Source organism: Salipiger mangrovisoli, from assembly GCF_015223355.1.
GTDB lineage: Bacteria > Pseudomonadota > Alphaproteobacteria > Rhodobacterales > Rhodobacteraceae > Salipiger > Salipiger mangrovisoli.
The window spans coordinates 1-19,725 of record NZ_JADFFK010000049.1 but is presented as its reverse complement, the minus strand read 5'-3'; the positions used below and the strand labels follow the sequence as shown (position 1 = coordinate 19,725).

19 protein-coding genes are annotated in these 19,725 nt (G+C 66.5%); 1 reads left to right on the top strand and 18 read right to left on the bottom strand.

Features of this window, described 5'->3' with window-relative positions:
* Positions 1-167: 167 nt before the first annotated feature.
* The 14 genes from IQ782_RS28570 to IQ782_RS28505 form a co-directional block, all read right to left on the bottom strand.
* Positions 168-830, bottom strand: a complete 663-nt coding sequence (locus IQ782_RS28570; RefSeq protein ID WP_194138078.1) for an RraA family protein — start codon at positions 828-830, stop codon at positions 168-170.
* A complete protein-coding gene (locus IQ782_RS28565; protein ID WP_194138077.1) occupies positions 827-1,627 on the bottom strand; it encodes an HpcH/HpaI aldolase family protein in 801 nt (266 codons plus the stop codon). Before IQ782_RS28565 ends, IQ782_RS28570 begins: the two co-directional genes overlap by 4 nt.
* Positions 1,624-2,466 (bottom strand): carbon-nitrogen hydrolase family protein, encoded by an 843-nt coding sequence (locus IQ782_RS28560; RefSeq protein ID WP_194138076.1) that lies wholly within the window; start codon positions 2,464-2,466, stop codon positions 1,624-1,626. The genes IQ782_RS28565 and IQ782_RS28560 overlap by 4 nt, the downstream gene beginning before the upstream one ends.
* A gap of 53 nt (positions 2,467-2,519) precedes the next feature.
* Complete coding sequence (locus IQ782_RS28555) at positions 2,520-3,515, bottom strand: DctP family TRAP transporter solute-binding subunit (RefSeq protein WP_194138075.1); 996 nt, start codon at positions 3,513-3,515, stop codon at positions 2,520-2,522.
* 67 nt (positions 3,516-3,582) lie between these two features.
* Positions 3,583-4,863: a TRAP transporter large permease subunit gene (locus IQ782_RS28550; protein ID WP_194138074.1), complete on the bottom strand. Its 1,281-nt coding sequence runs from the start codon at positions 4,861-4,863 to the stop codon at positions 3,583-3,585.
* Positions 4,860-5,414: a TRAP transporter small permease gene (locus tag IQ782_RS28545; RefSeq protein ID WP_194138073.1), complete on the bottom strand. Its 555-nt coding sequence runs from the start codon at positions 5,412-5,414 to the stop codon at positions 4,860-4,862. The genes IQ782_RS28550 and IQ782_RS28545 overlap by 4 nt, the downstream gene beginning before the upstream one ends.
* A 199-nt stretch (positions 5,415-5,613) precedes the next feature.
* Positions 5,614-6,315 (bottom strand): FadR/GntR family transcriptional regulator, encoded by a 702-nt coding sequence (locus IQ782_RS28540; protein ID WP_194138072.1) that lies wholly within the window; start codon positions 6,313-6,315, stop codon positions 5,614-5,616.
* A gap of 132 nt (positions 6,316-6,447) precedes the next feature.
* On the bottom strand, positions 6,448-8,070 hold the full coding sequence (locus IQ782_RS28535) for a hydantoinase B/oxoprolinase family protein (protein ID WP_194138071.1): 1,623 nt from the start codon (positions 8,068-8,070) through the stop codon (positions 6,448-6,450).
* Between the two features lie 11 nt (positions 8,071-8,081).
* On the bottom strand, positions 8,082-10,166 hold the full coding sequence (locus IQ782_RS28530; protein WP_194138070.1) for a hydantoinase/oxoprolinase family protein: 2,085 nt from the start codon (positions 10,164-10,166) through the stop codon (positions 8,082-8,084).
* Between the two features lie 156 nt (positions 10,167-10,322).
* Positions 10,323-11,168, bottom strand: coding sequence for a transporter substrate-binding domain-containing protein (locus tag IQ782_RS28525; protein ID WP_194138069.1), 846 nt, complete (start codon positions 11,166-11,168; stop codon positions 10,323-10,325).
* Positions 11,169-11,218: 50 nt separating this feature from the next.
* Positions 11,219-11,869, bottom strand: coding sequence for an amino acid ABC transporter permease (locus IQ782_RS28520; protein ID WP_194138068.1), 651 nt, complete (start codon positions 11,867-11,869; stop codon positions 11,219-11,221).
* A gap of 9 nt (positions 11,870-11,878) precedes the next feature.
* The gene (locus IQ782_RS28515) at positions 11,879-12,547 is read right to left on the bottom strand and encodes an amino acid ABC transporter permease (RefSeq protein WP_194138067.1); all 669 of its coding nucleotides are present in this window, start codon (positions 12,545-12,547) and stop codon (positions 11,879-11,881) included.
* Between the two features lie 13 nt (positions 12,548-12,560).
* Positions 12,561-13,310, bottom strand: coding sequence for an amino acid ABC transporter ATP-binding protein (locus IQ782_RS28510; RefSeq protein WP_194138066.1), 750 nt, complete (start codon positions 13,308-13,310; stop codon positions 12,561-12,563).
* A gap of 3 nt (positions 13,311-13,313) precedes the next feature.
* Entirely contained in the window at positions 13,314-13,781 is a 468-nt protein-coding gene (locus IQ782_RS28505; protein ID WP_194138065.1) for a RidA family protein, read from the bottom strand.
* A gap of 281 nt (positions 13,782-14,062) precedes the next feature.
* On the opposite strand from IQ782_RS28505, the gene IQ782_RS28500 reads away from it, so the two are divergent.
* Positions 14,063-14,767 (top strand): FCD domain-containing protein, encoded by a 705-nt coding sequence (locus IQ782_RS28500; protein WP_194138064.1) that lies wholly within the window; start codon positions 14,063-14,065, stop codon positions 14,765-14,767.
* A gap of 949 nt (positions 14,768-15,716) precedes the next feature.
* Here IQ782_RS28500 and IQ782_RS28495 read toward each other — a convergent pair.
* The 4 genes from IQ782_RS28495 to IQ782_RS28480 all read right to left on the bottom strand — a co-directional run bounded on the left by IQ782_RS28495 (position 15,717) and on the right by IQ782_RS28480 (position 19,558).
* On the bottom strand, positions 15,717-16,769 hold the full coding sequence (locus tag IQ782_RS28495) for an ATP-binding cassette domain-containing protein (RefSeq protein ID WP_194138062.1): 1,053 nt from the start codon (positions 16,767-16,769) through the stop codon (positions 15,717-15,719).
* A gap of 11 nt (positions 16,770-16,780) precedes the next feature.
* A complete protein-coding gene (locus IQ782_RS28490) occupies positions 16,781-17,812 on the bottom strand; it encodes an ABC transporter permease (RefSeq protein ID WP_194138061.1) in 1,032 nt (343 codons plus the stop codon).
* 92 nt (positions 17,813-17,904) lie between these two features.
* A complete protein-coding gene (locus IQ782_RS28485) occupies positions 17,905-18,876 on the bottom strand; it encodes an ABC transporter substrate-binding protein (protein ID WP_194138060.1) in 972 nt (323 codons plus the stop codon).
* Between the two features lie 532 nt (positions 18,877-19,408).
* Complete coding sequence (locus IQ782_RS28480; RefSeq protein WP_194138059.1) at positions 19,409-19,558, bottom strand: hypothetical protein; 150 nt, start codon at positions 19,556-19,558, stop codon at positions 19,409-19,411.
* Positions 19,559-19,725: the final 167 nt, after the last annotated feature.

Sequence of the window (19,725 nt, the reverse complement as noted above, 5' to 3'; positions counted from 1 at the left end):
GCCGGGGTGCCGACCGAGAAGGCGTGGCTGGGACCATGCGCCGGCTCGGAGGTGAAGCTGGTCTCGCCAGCCACCCACGCGCCCGCGATCAGGTGCTTGCCGTGCGGGGTGAAGACGGATTTGTCGAGCATGAAAGGGCTCCCATGTCTGAAGTGTTGTCCAAGCGCCTAGGGGCGGGTCTCGGCGTCGTAGCCGTTGAGCACGGCGAGGCTTTCGCCGCCGGCAAGGCGCTGGCGCCAGTCAACCTCGCGCGCCTCGTCCGCCTCGGCCCGCGCCACCAGCGCGGCAAGATCGTGACGATCCGGGGCGAGGCGGAGCAGGCCGTTTTCGTCGCCGAAAATCAGGTCACCGTCCTGCAAGGCGACGCCGCCGGGGCAGATGGTGCCGAAGAGCTCGGCGCCGGGCACCCGCAGCGGACGGGTGGTCACAACGCTCGTGCCGCGCGCAAAGAGCGGCAGGCCCATCGCGGCGATCTCGGCAATGTCGGTCACCACGCCGTCCACCACGATCCCCGCTGCGCCCGCCGTCCGCGCGGCCAGCGCGACCATTTCGCCGACACAGGCAATGCGGTCGTCGCCGCAGCGGTCGATGACCAGCACGTCTCCCGGCCGGAGCGCATCGAGCACGCGGTGGACCGGTTCGGCATCGGGCAGCGGTTGGCGAACTGTGACCGCCCGGCCGAGCATGCGACCCGGCACCAGGGCGCGGATCTTCGGCGAGAGGAAGCCCTCGCTCAGGTGGTGCCCAAGGGAGGCTGGCTGCAGAGCCCGTAGCCGCTCGAGCAACTCCGGGTCGAGAGCGGGGGTGTGCCGCCGGGGGTGCCGGATCATGCGCGCCCCTCTCGAAGCGAGGCGGCGATGCCCGCGGCCGTGCGGCAACCCTGGTTCAGGAACCCAATGTCATTGCCGACCAGAAGCATGTCCCCGCCCTGCTCGAAGAGATCCGCGGCCTGTTCGGGCGTTGCGGGCGTACAGGGGAGCATGACGTGAATGCCCTTCTCGCGGCATTTCGCGACAAGCAGGCGCATGGCCTCGCGCACCGTGGGCTCGCGCATGGAATAATCCACGGGGAGGCCGCTCGAGAGGGCGAAATCCGCCGGGCCGAAATGCACCGCGTCAATACCAGGCACCGCGAGGATCTCGTCGATGTTGTCGAAGAACTCCGGGCTCTCCGCCATCGGAACGACGAGCGTTTCGCGGTTGCTGCGCTGAGCATACTCCGCCCAGTCAAAGCCTGGACCGGCCCATCCGGCCGAGCGCACCGAGCTGTCGCCGCCGCGCCGGCCGAGGGGAGGGAACTTCGTCGCCGCGATGATCGCACGCATCTGCGCCGCATCGTGCACCTGCGGCACGATCACCCCCGCCGCGCCGAGCTCCAGCGCCTTGCGCAGCCCGGTCGGGGCGCTGTCGGGCACCCGCACCAGCGGCGCGACCCCTGCCAGTCGCGCGGCGAGCAGCATCCGCTCCATCGGCAGATCAAGGCCCAGCACGCTATGCTCGGCGTCGATGAACACGAAGTCGAGTCCCCAGGCCCCGGCGATCTCGACCGCGGCGGGGCTGCCCGAGTAGACATTCATGCCGAATACCGGCCCGCCCGCCGCGAGCCTGTCGCGCAGCCCGGCGCTCATGCCTCGAGCCCCAGCGCGGCGGGCGCGGCGCAGATGCGGTAATCCTGCGGGCGGCGGTCCCGGAAGGGATGCACCTCGTAGACGCCGGGATCGCGGATGATCGACTTGGTGCGGGCGCGCGACAGGTCGATGTCGACGGTGAAGATGCCCTCGTCCATGCCGGCGTTGAAGATCTCGGCCCCGTCCGGCCCGATCACGTGGCTGCTGCCCATGAAGGCCATGCCGTCATCGACATCGATGCGGTTGGAGGACAGGAAGTAGACGAAGTTCTCGGCGGCGCGCACGCGGCTGAAGAGGTCGGGCAGGATTCGCGCGGCCTCGGGCCAGGCAGCCGGGAGCACGACCAGTTCGGCGCCTTCCAGCGCCAGCGTGCGGATCACCTCGGGGAAGCGGATCTCGTAGCAGATGGCAAGGCCGATGCGGCCGATCGGCGTGTCGAAGACCGACGGGCCCTCGATCTGCGGGATGTCGACGAACCGGTCGCCGATCATGAACGGAAGGTGCATTTTGTGATGCAGCCCGACGATGCCCTCGGGGCCGATCAGCGCGGCGGTGTTCAGCGCCTGCGCGCCGGACTTCTGGTAGAAGCCCACGACCACGTGGATGTCCGCCGCGCGCGCCGCCTCGAGGATGGGGGCAAGATCGCCCCGCTCGATGTTAACGGCCGCCCGCAGCAGCGAGGCGCGGTCATCGAAGGAGCCGCCGGTCAGGAAGCACTCGGGAAAGACGATGAGCCTGGCCCCATCGGCCGCCGCCGCGCGGGCGGCCTCGGCAACCAGTGCCGTGGTGGCAGGGGTGTCGCCGTGGACGGGCGACAGCTGGGCGAATGAGATTTTCATGTTCACTCCATTCTACGGGAGCGGGACCCGCGGCGCGGGTCCCGGCCATTGGGTCAGTCCAGCGAGAAGCCGACCGCGTCGAAGACGGTACGCACCAGCTCGGGATCGAAGGTTTCCGCATAGGTTCGGATGACCGGGGCGACGGCCTCCTGCATGCGGGCAAGCTCCTCGGGCGCGATCTCGGTCACGACGTTGCCCGCGGCGCGGATCTCCGCCAGCGCGCTGTCCTGCGCCTCGCGCGAGATGCGGCGCTGCTCGACCGCGGTCTCCTGCGCGACCTTCTGGATCAGCGCCTTCTCATCGTCGCTGAGCTGGTCCCAGAACGGCTTGCCGATCAGCACAATCTGCGGGTTGTAGTTGTGGCGGGTCACCGAGACGTATTTCTGCACCTCGGTATATTTCGCGGTGAGCGCGAAGGGCGCGGTGCATTCCTGCCCGTCCACGGCGCCGGTCTCGAGCGCGGTGTAGAGCTCGGTCACCGCCATCGGCGTCGGATTGGCGCCAAGCGCCTTCCACATGTCGACCAGCAGCGGGTTTTGCTGCACGCGGATCTTGAGCCCCGAGATGTCCTCGAGCCGGTGCACCTCGCGGGTGTTGTTGGTCAGCTGGCGGAAGCCCTGCTCCCAGAACGACAGACCGACCACCCCATGCTCAGGCAGCTGATCGGTGAGCATCTTGCCCACGTCGCCGTCGAGCAGCGTGTCCATCACCTCTTCGTCCTGGTAGATGAACGGCAGATCGAGAATGCCGAAATCCTGCGCCTGGGTCATCATATTGCCGGCGTTCCAGACCATCATCTCGACGACCCCGCCCTGCAGCGAAGAGAGCACCTGCACATCGCCGCCGAGCACGCCGTTGGCGAAGACGCGGGCCTTCAGCTTGCCGCCGCTCTGCTCCTCGAGCTTCTCGGCGAAGATGTGCATGCCCTGCACCGGCGGCGTGCCTTCCTGGCCGGTGGCGGCGAACTTGATGGTGCGATTGCTGTAGTCCTGCGCCTGAGCGCCGGTCGCAAGAAGGGCGGCGGCCAGAAGGCCGTGGATCAGTTTCATGGGAATTTCCTTGTTGGAGTTTCGGAGGGTCGGGGTATTCCGGAGCTTCTGGGGCTCCTGTGGAATGTCATTGCAGCAACCACTGCAACGGCTGGGTCACCAGCGCGGGGAAGAGGATCAGCAGGAAGAGCACGGCCACCTGCGCGAGGAAGAACGGCAGCGTGCCGCGCACCAGCGCCTCGTAGTCGAGCCGGCCGACGGCACAGACAACGTTGAGCACCGTGCCGACCGGCGGCGTGATCAAGCCGATCGAGCAGTTGATCATGAAGAGCACGCCGAAGTAGATCGGATCGATCCCCGCCTCGATCACCACCGGCACCAGGATCGGGCCGAGCAGAAGGATGGTCGGGGTCAGGTCCATCGCCGTTCCGACCATCAGGATCATCAGCATCAGCACCAGGATCAGCAGCGTCTGGTTGTCCATCAGCGGCGCGATCAGGTCGACCAGCTGGCCTGGAATGTCGGCGACCGAGATCATCCAGGCAGGGATCGCGGCGGCGGCGACCAGGAACATCACGCCGGCAGCGGTCTTGCCGGCACCAAGCATCAGGTCCGGCAGATCGCGCCAGGTCAGCTCGCGGTAGACCACCAGCGCCACGAAAAGCGCGTAGACGGCAGCGACGGCGGCGGCCTCGGTCGGGGTCACCACGCCGAAGCGCAGCCCGACGATGATGATGACCGGCAGCATCAGCGCCCAGAGGCTCTGGCCGAAGGCGCGCAGCCGGTCGCGCGCGCCGACCTTGGGAGCGGTCGCCACGTCATCGCGGCGCGAGACGAAGAACCAGGCGACGCAGAGCGCAAGCCCGATCAGCAGGCCCGGCGCGATGCCCGCCATGAAGAGCTTGCTGATCGACAGGTTCGTTGCCACGCCGAAGACGATGAAGCCGATACTCGGGGGGATGATCGGGCCGATGATCGCCGAGGCCGCGATGAGCCCGCCAGAACGTTCGCGGGCATGACCCGCCGCCACCATCATCGGCAGCAGCAGTGCCGAGAGCGAGGCCGCATCCGCCAGCGCCGAGCCCGAAAGGCTGGAGAGCAGGACGCCGGCAAAGATAGCCACGTAGCCGAGGCCACCGCGGCGGTGCCCGACGAGCGCCCGCGCCAGGTCGACGATGCGGCGCGACAGGCCGCCCGCGTTCATCACCTCGCCGGCAAGAATGAAGAGCGGGATCGCCACCATGGGGAAGCTGTCGACCGCGTTGAGCAGGTTCTGCGCGATGATCTGCCCGTCGAAGAGGCCCATCTGCCACATCAGCGCCGCGCCGGTCACGATCAGCGCATAGGCGATGGGGGCGCCGATGCCGATGACCGCGAGCAGGGTTCCGAGGAAGAGTCCGATGGTCATTTCCGGCCCTCCTGCGCGAGGGTGCCGACGTGGCGCTTTGCGTCACTCTCCTCTTCCGAGGCGCCGGGCAGCAGCGCGCTTTGCGTCAGGCGTCCGGTCAGCAGCAGGAAGATCTGGTGCAGCAGGAAAAGACCGCTCATCGCCGCGAAGAACACCCCGGCAGCATAGAGCAGCGCCACCGGCAGACGGGTGCCCGGCGAGATCACCTTCAGGTTGATGAGCATCTGGTGCCAGCTGCCAAGCAGCATCTGGTAGGTGACGTAGAGCATCACCGCGTGCGCCAGCAGAAACAGCCCGCGTTGCGCCGCGACCGGAACCCGCCGCACCAGGGCATCGACCCCGATGTGTCCGCCGTCGTAGAGGACGAGCAGCGCGCCCGCGAAGGTCATCCAGACGAAGAGCAGGCCGGAGAGGCCCTCGGTCAGGAAGATGCCGCTGTTGAAGACGTAGCGCAGCACTACGTTGAGAAAGACCATGGCCAGGATGCCGCCAAGGCACAGGACCACCGCCCCGCGCAGACCGCGCAGGTAGACTTCCCTTAGGTAAGACATAAAGCCCCCTGGTTGAATGTGAGCGCAGTCGGTGCCGGCTCAGCGTTCTCGTTGCAGAGAGGCATCTGGCCCGGGATGGCCGGCGCCGGGATTTGAGGTCCCTAGCCCGAGGTCAATCCGGAGCACGCACGCAGAATCGACGCGGCGGCCTCTCTGCGGACTTGAGTATGATGTTGTATGATGACTGTCAACTGATGACTTATGACTCGACCAGCCTTTTCCGGTACCGATCGAGCGAGGTCGACAGGTGCATCCGCATCGCCTCCTGTGCCGCGACGGCGTCTCCAGCCGCGATGGCATCGAGGATGCGGCGATGCTCGTCGACCATCTGGCGCAGGTAGTCGCGCGTGATCTCGGGCTGCGAGGCGTGCAGAAGCTGGCTGCGCGGGATGATCACCGGCCCGATGAAATCCATGAACTTGGCCATCCAGCCGTTGCCGCTCGCCCGTGCGATCGCCAGATGGAAGGCGTAGTCCAATTCACGCGGCTGCTCGGCGAAAGCGTCCAGATCGCAGGCCTTGTCGAAGACATCGCGGATCGCGCGCAGGTCGTCCTCGGTGGCCCGCCGGGCGGCAAGCCCGGCCGCCTCGACCTCGACCCCAAGCCGGAGTTCGAGCAACTCGAGCACTTCCGAAAGCTCGCCAGCCGCCTCCTTGGTGATCGAGAGCGCCGGGTTGGCCCGCTCTTCCACGAAGACGCCGACGCCATGCCGCGATGTCACCAGCCCTTCGGAGCGCAGGGTCGCGATGGCCTCGCGCACCACGGTGCGGCTGACGTTGAACATCTCGCACAGCTGCGCCTCGATGGGGATCTTGTCGCCCACGGCGTAGTCGCCGCGCTCGATGCGCTCGGCTAGGTCCTTGGCGACGACGGAGGCCAGGCTGTCACGGCGTTTTCTCATGGAGTTCCCCTGTATTGCGCAGTCATCAGACAACTGATGAGGCGCCATGTACAGGGCAGAACGGCGGGCGGCAACCGCCGGTCCGGAGCGGGCGCGACCGCCCCCGCTCCAGCATGGTCCCGGAAGGCGGGGTCAGTAGCCGTAGTGGCGGTCTTCCTCGCGCGCCTCCGCGCTGCGGTCTTCCACCGGTCCGTAGCCGCCGCCGCCCGGCAGTTCCAGCACCAAGCGCCGCTCCGGCGGCACGAACTGCCGGCCCTTGGCGGCAAGCTCGGTGCCGTCGTCCAGCCGCACTGCGCCCGGCGCCCCATCCTCCCCGCCTTCGCGGCCGCGCGGTGCATGCGCCACGCGGTCGAACATCGCGTTGAAGTGGAATTCATGCCCGGCGCTGGCCGAGATCTCGACCACCTGTCCCAGCCCGCCGCGTTGGCGCCCGCGCCCGCCCGATCCGTCGCGCAGCTCCTTGCGCCAGAAGATCACCGGCCCGACATGCTCGGTCGCCTCGATGGACATGGAGTGCACGCCGCTCGGAAAGGCCGTGGTGCTCGGCCCGTCGAGCCCCGGCCGCGCGCCCATGCCGCCGCTGTTGAACAGCAGCACCTCGGCGCTGCGTGCGTCCGGGGCGGCCGCAGCCGCGCCGCCGCGCGGGCGAACCGAGACATGCAGGTTCCACAGCGCCCCCGCCCCTTCCGCGGGGATCCGTCCGGGCAGCATCCGGTGCACGGCCCCCAGCACCGCGTCCGGGACGAGATGCCCCAGCACGTGCCGGACCGAGACCGGCGCGGGGCGCTGCGCATTGAGGATGCAATCCTTCGGTGCGGTCACCCGGAAGGGCTCGAGCGAGGCGTGGTTGTTGGGGATTTCGGGCGCGATGGCGCATTTCACCGCATAGCAGGCATAGGCGGCCGAATAGATCATCGGGCAGTTGATGCCCTTGGGGCTGGGGGCCGAGGTGCCGGCGAAATCGATCCCGATGTGATCCACCGCCACGTCCAGCGCCACCGCGATGTCGATCGGCGCGCCGTAGCCGTCGACCCGCATGACATTCTCGTAACGCCCCTGCGGCAGGGCGGCGATCGCCGCGAGCGTCGCATCGCGCGAACGGGCAAAGACGAAATCGGCCAGCCCCTCGAGATCGGACAGGCGGAACTCGTCCATCATGTCCATCAGCCGCCGGTGGCCGATCTCGTTGCACGCGGCCAGCGAGTAGACATCGCCGACGACCTGCCCGCTTTCGCGCACGTTGTTGTGCAGGATGTTCACCAGGTCGCGGTTCACGGTGCCGCGGTCGGCGAACTTCATGATGGGCACGAAGATGCCTTCTTCGTAGACCTCGTTCGCATCGGGGCCGAAGCCTCGCCCGCCCACGTCGACCACATGCGCGGTACAGGCGAAGAAGCCGGTCAGCACGCCGTCGCGGAAGCTCGGCGAGACCACGGTAAAATCATGCAGGTGGCCGGTGCCCTTCCAAGGGTCGTTGGTGATGTAGACGTCGCCCTCGAAGATGTTCTCGCGGCCGATGTCGGTGATGAAATGCCCGACGGCCTCGGACATGGCATTGACGTGGCCCGGCGTGCCGGTGACCGCCTGCGCGATCATCAGGCCCTCGCGGTTGAACACGCCGGCGGAGAGATCGCCGGATTCGCGCACCGAGGTCGAGAAGGCGGTGCGGATCAGCGTGACCGCCTGCTCCTCGACCACCGAGATCAGCCGGTTCCACATAATCTGCATGTGGACGTCGGAGAGAGAGTTGCCCATCGGGTCCTCCTTCAGGATTTTGCTTGCAGCAGCAGGCAGCCGTCTGCCTGCTGGATGGCGATGCGGCTTGCGGTGACGACGGTTGTGGTCTCACGCTCGGTGATCACCGCCGGGCCGGCGACAAAGTCGCCGGGCCTCAGCGCGGCGCGCTCGACAACGGAGGCGGTCTCGAAGCGGCCCGATTGGGCGTCGAACATGCGGCGGCTGCCGGTGCTGACCGCGGCCCGCTCCGGCCGCTGGCGCGGGCTGGTCGCCGGCGGCGGCACCTCGGAAGCGGCGCGCAGCGACCAGCTGACAATCTCGACCCCGAGCCCGTCGATGACCCGGCCGAAGAGCCGGGCGTAGGCCTCGTCGAAGAGCGCTCGCAGCGCGTCGCCGTCGCCTGTCCGGTAGTCGCGGATCTCGATCTCGACCGGCACCTCCCAGCCCTGGCCGACATAGCGCATGAAGGCGGTGCACTCGATCCGCAGCGGCCCCTCGCCCGCGCCCTGTCGGACGAAGGCGGTGGCCTCCTCGCGCAGCTCGGTCAGAATGCCGTTGACCTGCGCGGCGTCGAAAGCGTCGAGCCGGGTATAGGCGGAGCGCACCGACTCGAAACCGAAGGGCGCGCGCAGGAAGCCGATGGCGGAGCCGACCCCCGCGCCGGGCGGGATCAGCAGCGCGCCGATCCCCAGCTTCTCGCACAGCCGCGCGGCGTGCAGCGGCGCTGCGCCGCCGAAGGCGATCATCATGTGCTCCGCCAGGTCCTTGCCGCTTTCGACGGCGTGCATCCGGGCGGCGTTGCTCATGTTCTCGTCCACCATCTCGGCAAGTCCGTAGGCCGCCGAGGTCTCGTCGAGCGCCAGCGGCTCCGCCAGATGAGTGGTGACGGCGGCGGTCGCCGCGGCGCTGTCGAGCGTCATGGTCCCGCCTGCGAAGCCCTGCGGGTCAAGCCGCCCGAGCAGCAGGTCGGCGTCGGTCACCGTCGGCCGTGCGCCGCCGCGTCCGTAACAGGCCGGGCCCGGCTCGGAGCCGGCGCTCTGCGGTCCCACGCGCAGCTGGCGCAGCCCGTCCACCGAGGCGATCGAGCCGCCCCCGGCGCCGATCTCGACCATCTCGATCACCGGGATCGAGATCGGCATGCCCGAGCCCTTCTTGAAGCGCCAAGTGCGCGCCACCTCGAATTCGCGCGCGGTTTTCGGCACGTAGCGGTCGATCAGGCAAATCTTGGCGGTGGTGCCGCCCATGTCGTAGCTGACCACCTGCTCGGCACCGTGGCTCTGCGCGATCGAGGCCGCGAAGATCGCCCCGCCGGCCGGGCCGGATTCCAGCAACCGGACCGGGAACTCGATGGCGCTCTCGACGCTGATGATGCCGCCGCCCGAGTGGATCATGAACACCGGGCAGTCGGTCCCCTCTTCCTTGAGCCGCGCCACCAGCCGGTTGAGGTAGCTTGCCATCAGCGGCTTGACGAAGGCATTGGCGCAGACGGTGTTGAAGCGCTGAAACTCACGCATCTGCGGCGAGACCTCCGACGAGATCGACACCGCGAGATCCGGTGCCAGCCGCGCGAGGCAGTCGCGCACTTGCCGTTCGTGCTGCGGGTTCACGTAGGAATGGATGAGCCCGACCGCCACACTCTCGTAACCCGCCTCGACGATCTCGGCGCAGAGGAGCTCGAGCTCTGCCGGATCGAGCGGTTTGAGGATGCCGCCATCCGCCCCGATCCGCTCGTCGAGCACGAAACGGTCCTTGCGCGGCACCAGCGGCGGCGGCAGCACGATATCGAGATCATATTGCTCGAAGCGGCTTTCGGTGCGCATCTCGATCACGTCGCGGAACCCGCGCGTGGTAATCAGTGCCGTCTTTGCGCCCCGGCGCTCGATCAGCGCATTGGTCGCCAGAGTGGTGCCGTGGATGATGAGGTCGATCTCGGACAGCGCGACGCCGGCTTCAGCCGCCACGAGGGAAATCCCCTTCACGATGGCGGCTTCGGGATAGCTGTAATCCGTCAGGACCTTGGTGGAATGGAGCGTCGAGCCGGCCTCCATCGCGACATCGGTGAAGGTGCCGCCAATGTCGACGCCGACCCGGATTTTCTTGCCATTGCGTGTCATCTGTCTGCCTGTGGTGGTGCGGCGGATCGGGCGCGCGGCATGCGCGGTCCCTCGCGCCGCCCTGCGCGGGCGGCACATGCCGGGGTTGCAAAAGGGTGAGGCGAGGAAGGGGACCCCGCGCGCCGGGGAGGAAGCGATCGCGCGCGGGGCGCCGGGTCAGTTCCCGGCGGTGCCGGTGAAGTCGACGCCCGGCATCTCGGTGGGCAGATCGGCCCGGTCGAGGCCGATCCACTTCTTGTAGAGCGCGTCGAGCGAGCCATCCTCGCCGTGGCGGGTGACGAAATCGTTCAGCCAGTCGAGCATTTCCTGGTCGCCCTTGCGCACCGCCATCGCCTGGATGTTGTCGGCGACTTTGTACTTGCGCTCAAAGGCCTCGCCCTGGCCCGCGCTGGCGATCACCAGCCCGTAGGTGATCGAGCCGACGATGGCATCGGCCTGGCCCGACAGCAGCGCCTGCACGGTCGTCGCATCATCGTCGAAGCCTTTGATCTCGGTGCTCTCGGGCGCTGCCGCCCGCAGGATCGGCTCGAAGGCGCTGCCGCGGTTGACGCCGATCGCGAAGCCACCCAGATCGTCATTGCCCGCGATCTCGGCATCCGCGCGCGCCCAGACGGTGATGTCGTTCGAGCTGTAGGGCAGCACGTATTGGATGACCTTGGCGCGCTCTTCCGTCACCGTCATCGACGGCACGAGGAAATCGACCATGCCAGTGGTCAGCGACGGGATGCGGTTCTGGCCGGTGATGCGCACGAATTTGGGCTCGACCCCCAGCTCCTCGGCGATCATCCGGGCGATCTCGATGTCGAAGCCGTCATTTTCGCCCTGCGCATCGATGAAGCCCCAGGGGAACTGGTCCATCTGCACGCCGATCACGGCGGTGCCCTTCTGCTGGATCTCTTCCGGGGTGACGGCACCCGAAGCCTGCGCCTGCAGCATCGCGAAGCTGGCCCCGGCCGCGAGCGCCAGACCGGCGCGGCGCATGAAGGAAGTGAACGTCGTCATGTCAGTACCTCGTTCCTGTTGGTTGGTCTTCTTGGGGATGGCCCCGGCGCTCAGCCACGCCGGAGAAGACGCCGCTCCAGCCGCGCGCTCCAGAGCGTGAGCGGCAGGCAGATGGCGAAGTAGACGAGCCCCACAGCGCTGTAGACGCGCAGCGGCTCGAAGGTGATGTTGGACATAAGCTGCCCTGCGCGGGTCGCCTCGGTCAGCCCGAGCAGCGCTGCCAGCGCGGTGCCCTTCACAAGGTTGACGAGGAAGCCGACCGTTGCAGGCAGGCTGATGCGCAGCGCCTGCGGCAGAACCACGTCGATCATCGCCGATCGGTACCCCAGCCCCAGCGCCCGTGCCGCCTCGACCTGACCGGCGGGAACCGCCTGGATGCCGCCGCGCCAGATCTCGCCAAGATAACCGCTGGCGTGCAGCGCCAACCCGATGGTCACCGCCAACCAGACATTGAGCTGCAATCCCAGCAGCGGCAGGCCGAAGAACACGAAGAACAGCTGGATCAGCAGCGGGGTGCCTTGGAAGATCTGGATGTAGACGGTCGCGCCCCAGCGCAGCGCGCGGCTGCGCGCGGTCCTTGCGAGGGCAACGGCCAGCCCCAGCGCGCCGCCGCAGACGAAGGCAAGGGCCGACAGGAGGATCGTCCAGCGTGCGCCTTCGAGCACGAAGAGCAGTTCGGGAAAGCCAAACTCACGGATCATGATCTGTCCTCACTTGCTGGGGTAGCTGAAATAGGCGCGGCCAATCGCGGCCAGCACGAGCGACAGACATTGCGACAGCGCCAGATAGAGCAGGCCGACCACCGCGAAGATCTCGAAGCTGCGGAAGGTGCGGTTGTCGATCATTTGCGCCGCATAGGTCAGTTCTTCGGCCGAAATCGCCGCGACCAGGCTCGAGTTCAGCATCAGCAGCACGAACTGGCTGCAGAGCGAGGGATAGATCGCGCGGATCGCGGGGCGGAACACGATGAAGCGGTAGATGTCGGCGGTGCCCAGACCCAGCGCCCTGCCGGCCTCGACCTGGCCTTTCGGCACGGCCTGGACGCCACCCCGGACGATCTCGGCCGCGTAGGCCGAGCAGTTGAGCGACATCGCCAGCACCGCGGCCTGGGTCGCGTCGAAGCGCAATCCGAGGGCCGGCAAGCCGAAGAAGATGAAGAAGATCTGCACGAGAAAGGGCGTGTTGCGGACAAGCTCGATGTAGCTCACCGCAAGCCAGCGCAGCGGCCGCGAGGGGCTCATCCGCAACGCCGTAAGCGCAATCCCCAGCACCAGCCCTGCCACCATCGCGATGCAGGAGATGCGCAACGTCTGGACCATGCCGGCGGCAAGCTCGGGCCAGTAGGTCAGCAACGGCGAGAAATCGAACTGATAGGTCATGGCGATGCCCCTCTCAGTGGTTGAGGATCTGGCCGAGGAAGGTCCGAGCGCGTTCGTGCCGGGGGGCGCTGAAGAATTCCTCCGGCGGCGCGCTCTCGAGAATCTCGCCCCGGTCCATGAAGATCACCCGATGCGCCACGGCGCGGGCAAAGCCCATCTCGTGCGTGACGCAGATCATCGTGATACCCGCGTCGGCAAGCTCGACCATGGTGTCGAGCACCTCCTTGACCATCTCCGGATCAAGTGCCGAGGTCGGCTCGTCGAACAGCAGGATGTCGGGGTTCATGCACAGGGCGCGGGCGATCGCCACGCGCTGTTGCTGGCCGCCTGAAAGCTGTGCGGGGTATTTCTGGGCATGGTCGGCGAGGTGCACCCGCTCGAGATGACCCATGGCGCGCGCGCGGGCCTCATCCTTGCCGATGCGGTGGATGCGGCGGGGCGCCAGCATGCAGTTCTCGAGCGCGGTCATGTGCGGGAAGAGGTTGAACTGCTGGAAGACCATGCCGACGTGGCGGCGGATGTCCTCGGCATTGCGACCGTCGCCGCGCAGCTCGACCCCATCAACAAGGATGCGCCCCTCCTGCACTTCCTCGATCCGGTTGATGCAGCGGATCAGCGTCGATTTCCCCGATCCGGAGGGGCCGCACAGCACGATATGCTCGCCCCGGTTCACCGTCAGGTCAACGTCCTGCAATACCTTGAGCTTTCCGAACCACTTGCTGACATGCTCAAGACGAATGGCGGGGGCTGCAGACTGCTCCATGGGTCAGTCCGCCACCTGGAAGATCGCGTCGAGCTCGACGGAAAATCCGCGCGGCAGGCTGCCCGCCCCGAGCGCCGTCCGGGCGTGCTGTCCGCGCTCACCGAGCACCTCGACGATCAGGTCCGAGGCGCCGTCGATCACCGCGGGATGGTCGGCAAAGTCTGGCACGGCCCGCACGAAACCGCGCAGTTGTAGGCAGGCCTCGACCCGATCAAGATCGCCTTCCACCGCCGTCGCGAGCTGAGCCAGGAGATTGAGCGCGGCGGCGCGGGCGGCGGCCTGCCCCTCCGCGACGGTCATGTCCTCGCCGAGACGCCCCTGGAACGCGTCTTTTCCGTCGACGCGGGGCACCTGCCCGGACAGGATGACAAGCCCACCACTGCGGCGGAAAGGGACATAGCTGCCACTCGGTCCCTTGAGGCTGGGCAGCGCGAGGCCGAGTTCGCTGAGGCGGCGGGCGGTTCGAGACATGGCATTTCTCCCGGTGGCGGTACCGAGATGAGATCTCGGCGCTCGTTCTATCGCTTTTCTGGAATCACTCGTACGAGTCATCACATCTCATATCAAGAGATTCGATGAGATATTACCTCAAGATGCGCAAGCTCCGCTGAACTCGACGATATTTGCCCAATCTTTGTGCAAATACCTGTCGCGACGGACGCAGTTCAGCGTCAAGTGAGGTTGTAGTGCAGATCTCTTTGGCTTATAGAGATACTATCTCTAAACACCCCCCTTCGGAACAGGACAGCTGCGTGCAGACCAGAACCGCCCAGACGATCGCCGCGCTGCAAGCGCATCTTGCCGACAACCAGCTTGTCGAGGGCACCAAGCTCGGAACCCTCAAGGAGATTGGCGAGACGCTACAGGTCAGCCGCACCGTGGTCCGAGAGGCGGTCGCGATCCTGCAGGCCCAGGGCAAGCTCGAGATGCGTCACGGCGTTGGCATCTTCGTTGCCGGAGACCAGCCAAGGCCCGAGGCGGCCGGAACCGCGGTGATGCGCAGCTTCGCCGGGTACGACGGCGCCTTCATGGACTTCCTGGAGCTTCGCATGGCCTTCGAGGTGCATGCCGCCGGGCTTGCCGCATTGCGCCGCAGCTGGGCGCAGGAAGAAGCGATCTGGAGTTGCTGCCACGCGTTCGAGACCGGGCTCGACGAGGACGACACGCTCGATCAGCTGGATTTCGACTTCCATTCCGCGATTGCGCGGGCAACGAACAATTCGGCCTTCATCGAGTTCTTCGAACTGATGAGCGCCAAGCTCCTGCCAAAGCCGGCGCTGCAGCGCCGGGCCTACCCAAGCCTCGTGACGTCCGACTATCTTCAGCAGTCCGTGGCAGAGCACCGGCAGATCTGCGAGGCGATCAGCAACGCCGATCCCGAAGCGGCGCGCGGCGCGATGGCCGCCCACCTCTCGCGCAGCCATGAGCGCTACCGCGCCCATGGCAACGCCTCCTGAACACCGCGCGAGGCGGGAACCGAGCCTGCGCCGTTGAAGGGGCCGCCAGTCAATTCCAAAATCTCGCAGGATTTCGGCTGGCGGGAGGAGCCCATCATGCGTGGAAGGCTAGAGGAACCGGACGACTGTGTCACGAAGCCGCGCCGGGTCGGGATGTTGCATGGCCAGAGTCTGGCGATGCCGGTCCAATTCGGCAGATCGGGTTATCGCGGCACCGTATGCGCCCGCCAAGGGCGGCTTTCCCGTTGCAGATGCGAGGGTGACGTGGCTGCATAGGCGCGATGCGAACATTAGTCGAGCGTCAGCTGCGCGAAACCTGTGCGCCCGATTGGCTTGTCCCCTTGCGCGCACCCCGGCAAGGGGACGGTCTCGAAGGCTTTGCGGCAGCAAGACCGCCTAGAAGACACGGACGCGAGGAACCAAAAGCCAGTGACCAGCCTGCCAAATTTGAAGACAGCTCGGATAAGGCCAAAGTATATATAATGGATGTAGCGCAATCATTCCGGACGTTCTGACGCGGGCCCCTGGCGCAAATCAATCTCTAGTGCATTTCCGGAAAACAGCTGAGGGTTGATCTGCAGGCCAACCTGATCGGCATCGACGCGTTGCGGATCGTTGCCTCCTGCCCGAGGTTGGGCGCTGTGCGTCGGTTCCGGGCAGGGAATTGCAGCAGCCCGTCGGGAAGCTGGCACCGCTGCGCGGCGCGCTGAAGCGCCCGCTGAACATCCGGTTCGACGCGATCTCACAGCGAAGGTCGGCCGCATTCGGGCGTTCAGTCGCGGGACAGCTGCGCTCCAACCCCTGCGGAATGAGGGCGAGTTGCGTCGTTGGAGATGGCAGGCCGCTCTCTGTTCCGCGGCCACGCGCCAAGGTGCGCGGGGACAGCGCGGATCGGGCGCGCAGTGCCTGGCGGCCCGATCTGCTTGTTTGCCCGTCATCGCAGCCCAGATCAGGCGGCGGGCGCCTCTGTCCTTTCTACGCCCTGGGTCGCCACGAGCGCGGCGAGCACGTCGCGCATCGGCAGCACCCCGACCTGCCGGTCGCGGTTCATCACACGGAAGGTCAGGTCGGCGTTGCCGCCGCCCTGGGTGATGACCTCTTCCAGCGTCGCGGTGGCCGACACCTCACTGTCGACCGGGACGGGATCGGTGGTCTTGGTCATCACGGTCCGCGCCCGCAGCACCCGCGCGCGATTGATGTCGGCGATGAAGTCCACGATGTAGGGATCGCCCGGATGCATCAAGATGTGCTGCGGCTCGCCCTGCTGCACCACCTCGCCGTCCTTCAGGATGACAAGGTGATCGGCCAGCTTCAGCGCCTCGTCGAGATCATGGGTGATGAAGACGATGGTCTTGCGCAGCTCGCGCTGCAGTTCCAGTAGCAGGTCCTGCATGTCAGTGCGGATCAGCGGGTCGAGCGCCGAGAACGCCTCGTCCATCAGCATGATGTCGGAATTCGAGGTCAGCGCCCGCGCGATGCCAACGCGCTGCTGCATCCCGCCCGAGAGCTGGTGCGGATACTGCGCACCTTGCCCCTGCAGCCCGACCCGGTCGAGCCATTTGGCCGCCTCGGTCTCGTAGTCGTTCTTCTTCGCGCCTTCCACGATCATTGGCGTGGCGACGTTTTCCATCACGCTGCGATGCGGCAGCAGGGCGAACTTCTGGAACACCATGGACATGTTGCTGCGCCGCAGCCGTCGCAGGCGGGCATCGCCGTAATCGAGGATGTTCTCGCCGTTCACCACCACCTTGCCGGCGGTGGGCTCGATCAGCCGGTTCAGGTGACGGATCAGCGTCGACTTGCCGGAGCCCGAAAGGCCCATGATCACGGTGATCTCCCCTTCCTGCATGTCGACGTTGATGTCGCGCAGGCCAAGCACGTGGCGGTGCGCCTCGAGCAGCTCGGCCTTGTGCATCCCGGCCTTGGCATGGGCCAGCGCTTCCTGCGGGGCCTCTCCGAAGATCTTGAAAAGGTTGCGGATGGAAATCTTGGCGTCGGTCATCTCCGGTCTCCTCATCCCTTCTGCACGGCGTTGACGCGCGCCAGCGCAGCCTTGGTGGAGCGGTCGAGCACCACTGCCAGCAGCACGATACCGAAGCCGGCGACCAGCCCGACACCTAGTTCGAGGTTGCGGATGCCGCGCAGCACCAGCACGCCGAGGCCGGGGGCTGAGACCATCGAGGCGATCACCACCATGGCGAGGCTCATCATGATCGTCTGGTTCACGCCGGCCATGATGTTGGGCAGCGCCAGCGGGATCTGCACGCCATAAAGTTTCTGCCGCCGGGTCATGCCGAAAGCGTCGGCAGCCTCGATGACCTCGGGGTCGACCATGCGGATCCCGAGATTGGTCAGCCGCACCACCGGCACGATGGCGTAGAGGATGACCGCGATACCGTAGAGCTTGGGCTCGGTCACCGAGAACAGGAAGATCAGCGGGATCAGGTAGACGAAGGGCGGCAAGGTCTGCAGCATGTCGAGCACCGGGATCATGATCCGCTCAAGCCGGTCCGAGCGCGACATCGCAATGCCGACGGGCACCCCGAAGAGCACCGCGATCAGCGCGCAGACCGTGATGATCGCTAGCGTCTGCATCGCATAGTCATAGTAGTTGATGAAGGCTAGCCCGCCGAAGGCCGCCAGGATCAGTCCGGTCAGCCGCGCCGAGCGGCTGATCACCGCCACGATCAGCGCCAGCACCGGGATCATGACGAACCAGGGGGTGGTCTGGAAAAGCCAGAGCGCGGCTTCCAGCGCCCAGGACAGCGGCTGCGTCAGCGGATCGAGCACCACGGAAAGCGAATCCTTGATGTCGAGAAATCCGCGCTCGAGCCCGCGGGTCAGGTCGCGGGCCTGCGGAAAGCTGGCGCAGGCGTCGTTCAGGGCGTCCATCGAGGGGAAGGGCGTCTGCCAAACCGAGGTGTCGGGGGCCTTGCCGGCCTGGCTCATCAGGTCTGCCATCGACATGGGCGCGCTACTGCCGCCCTCGCCGTCACACCAGTCGCGTAGGCCCGTACTGTCGAAGAGCCAGTCGTAGGTAGCCATCTATCGTCCTTTCTGTCAGGGAAGGAACGGCCGCCCCCGCGGATGGAGGACGGCCGCCGATGTCGCGGCGGGGCGTGCCCCGCCGGTCCGCATCACTGCTGCAGCAGCTGCGACAGGTTCTGCGTCGCGCGCTCGTCTAGCCAGCCGGACCAGATGTCCTTGTGGTTGGTGAGGAAATAGACCGCGCCTTCCTCGCCCGAGGCGGCGTTCTCATCCATCCAGCTGAGCGTGGCATTCATGACGTCGTTGGGGAAGGTCATCTGCGACAGGAAGGCGACCAACTCGGGGTGCTCGTCCTCGAAGTCGGTGGTGACGGCGGTGGCCACCGGGGCCGGCGGGAAGGAGGTGCGGCCGACATCGGTCGCGTCCTGGTCCTGCGAAGCCTCGTGCGCCGCGGCGTCATAGGGGCCCATGTCGACCTGTACCATGTCGTAGCGGCCGATCACCGCGGTCGGGGCCCAGTAATAGCCGAACCAGGGCTCCTCGTTCTCGAAGGCCGAGGCGATGGAGGTCGCCAGGGTCTCGCCCGAGCCATGGTTGAAGATCTCGATGCCAGCCTCTTCGATACCAAAGGCGGGCAGCAGGTTGTCGTTGAACACGCGGCAGCCCCAGCCCTCGGGGCAGTTGTGGAAGCGGTTGCCGACCCATTCGGGATGCGCGAGCACGCCGTCGATGGTCTTCAGCTCGGGGTGCTCCTCGGCTAGATAGGCGGGGATCCACCAGGCATCGACACCGCCCGGATCAAGCACCGGGCCAAGCTCGACAATGCGGCCTTCGTCCTTCAGGCGCTCGTAGACTTGGCCGGTGGCGTTGGTCCAGAGCTCGGTGACGATGTCGGGTGTGCCGTTCTCGGCGACCGAGGTGATCGCGGGCACGGTGTCGGACGGCACGATGGTGACGTCGCAGCCATAGCCCTGCTGCATGATGAAGCTGGCAACATTGGTCACCACGGAAGCCGAGGCCCAGTTCATCTGCGTGATGGACACCTCACCGCAGGTGTTGTCCTGGGCGAAGGCAGGAGCGGCGAGCAGCGACAGGGCCGCGCAAGCGAGCAGCTTGTTCATGGAAGTCTCCTTTTGGGGAAGCAGGACCAATCGCCGGGAGCGCGCGTCGCGCGAAAATAATTCGCATAGCGAAGCGTGTTCATGTCTGGTCGGATTGGTCATCGCGGGGACACTTAGCAGGAATCCGCCGAAAGAAAACCGTAATCCCGCAATTTTGACTAATCAATAGGGGAAATGACAGGATTTCGATCTAGAGAATGATTTGCATATCGAAGTAATCCGTAGCGATGCCGGGGATGCCGGGGGCAGGCCCCGCCGGAGCCGCGCATCGCGCCTGCGTAATAACAAAGTGCCCGCAGCCGGTCCGCGGGTGCTTCATGTGAGTAGAGCGGACTGCCGGGCCGAACTCGCTAAGTGCACGTTCTGCCGACGCCACACCGCGTAGAACGGGCCATACTTCTCTTCGTTATCGCCCAGCACAGAGTGAACCCAATGATCGGCTCGCCAGCCTCCACCTGATCGACGACGGTGTCCTCGTAGACGGTCAACTCCAGAACCTCGGCCGCGACTTCCTCGGCCAGATGAGCTGGGATCACGATGACCCAGTCGCATCGCCGACGATGAAGTAGCTGGCCGACACCGGGGCATGGGTATCGTTGAGCGCGTGGTCTCGCCGCGCGCGGAAATCATTGCGCGGCTGCACGTGGTCCTTGCCAATCTCTCCGAAGAGCACGGAGTCCATCGCAACACCTGAGCCGGCGACGCGCTGCGGCGACCCTCAGCAAGGCAACTGCGCTGCCTCGAGCACGGCACCCGACACTTCGCCCGGCGGCATCAGCCCCAGCAGCCCGATGTCGCGGTGAAGCTCCCGCTTGAGGATGCCGATTGCCTTGCTCACGCCCGCCTCGC

Coding starts and splice junctions, on each gene's coding strand:
- IQ782_RS28570 (WP_194138078.1), bottom strand. CDS start 830: ATGATCCGGCACCCCCGGCGGCACACCCCCGCTCTCGACCCGGAGTTG.
- IQ782_RS28565 (WP_194138077.1), bottom strand. CDS start 1,627: ATGAGCGCCGGGCTGCGCGACAGGCTCGCGGCGGGCGGGCCGGTATTC.
- IQ782_RS28560 (WP_194138076.1), bottom strand. CDS start 2,466: ATGAAAATCTCATTCGCCCAGCTGTCGCCCGTCCACGGCGACACCCCT.
- IQ782_RS28555 (WP_194138075.1), bottom strand. CDS start 3,515: ATGAAACTGATCCACGGCCTTCTGGCCGCCGCCCTTCTTGCGACCGGC.
- IQ782_RS28550 (WP_194138074.1), bottom strand. CDS start 4,863: ATGACCATCGGACTCTTCCTCGGAACCCTGCTCGCGGTCATCGGCATC.
- IQ782_RS28545 (WP_194138073.1), bottom strand. CDS start 5,414: ATGTCTTACCTAAGGGAAGTCTACCTGCGCGGTCTGCGCGGGGCGGTG.
- IQ782_RS28540 (WP_194138072.1), bottom strand. CDS start 6,315: ATGAGAAAACGCCGTGACAGCCTGGCCTCCGTCGTCGCCAAGGACCTA.
- IQ782_RS28535 (WP_194138071.1), bottom strand. CDS start 8,070: ATGGGCAACTCTCTCTCCGACGTCCACATGCAGATTATGTGGAACCGG.
- IQ782_RS28530 (WP_194138070.1), bottom strand. CDS start 10,166: ATGACACGCAATGGCAAGAAAATCCGGGTCGGCGTCGACATTGGCGGC.
- IQ782_RS28525 (WP_194138069.1), bottom strand. CDS start 11,168: ATGACGACGTTCACTTCCTTCATGCGCCGCGCCGGTCTGGCGCTCGCG.
- IQ782_RS28520 (WP_194138068.1), bottom strand. CDS start 11,869: ATGATCCGTGAGTTTGGCTTTCCCGAACTGCTCTTCGTGCTCGAAGGC.
- IQ782_RS28515 (WP_194138067.1), bottom strand. CDS start 12,547: ATGACCTATCAGTTCGATTTCTCGCCGTTGCTGACCTACTGGCCCGAG.
- IQ782_RS28510 (WP_194138066.1), bottom strand. CDS start 13,310: ATGGAGCAGTCTGCAGCCCCCGCCATTCGTCTTGAGCATGTCAGCAAG.
- IQ782_RS28505 (WP_194138065.1), bottom strand. CDS start 13,781: ATGTCTCGAACCGCCCGCCGCCTCAGCGAACTCGGCCTCGCGCTGCCC.
- IQ782_RS28495 (WP_194138062.1), bottom strand. CDS start 16,769: ATGACCGACGCCAAGATTTCCATCCGCAACCTTTTCAAGATCTTCGGA.
- IQ782_RS28490 (WP_194138061.1), bottom strand. CDS start 17,812: ATGGCTACCTACGACTGGCTCTTCGACAGTACGGGCCTACGCGACTGG.
- IQ782_RS28485 (WP_194138060.1), bottom strand. CDS start 18,876: ATGAACAAGCTGCTCGCTTGCGCGGCCCTGTCGCTGCTCGCCGCTCCT.
- IQ782_RS28480 (WP_194138059.1), bottom strand. CDS start 19,558: ATGGACTCCGTGCTCTTCGGAGAGATTGGCAAGGACCACGTGCAGCCG.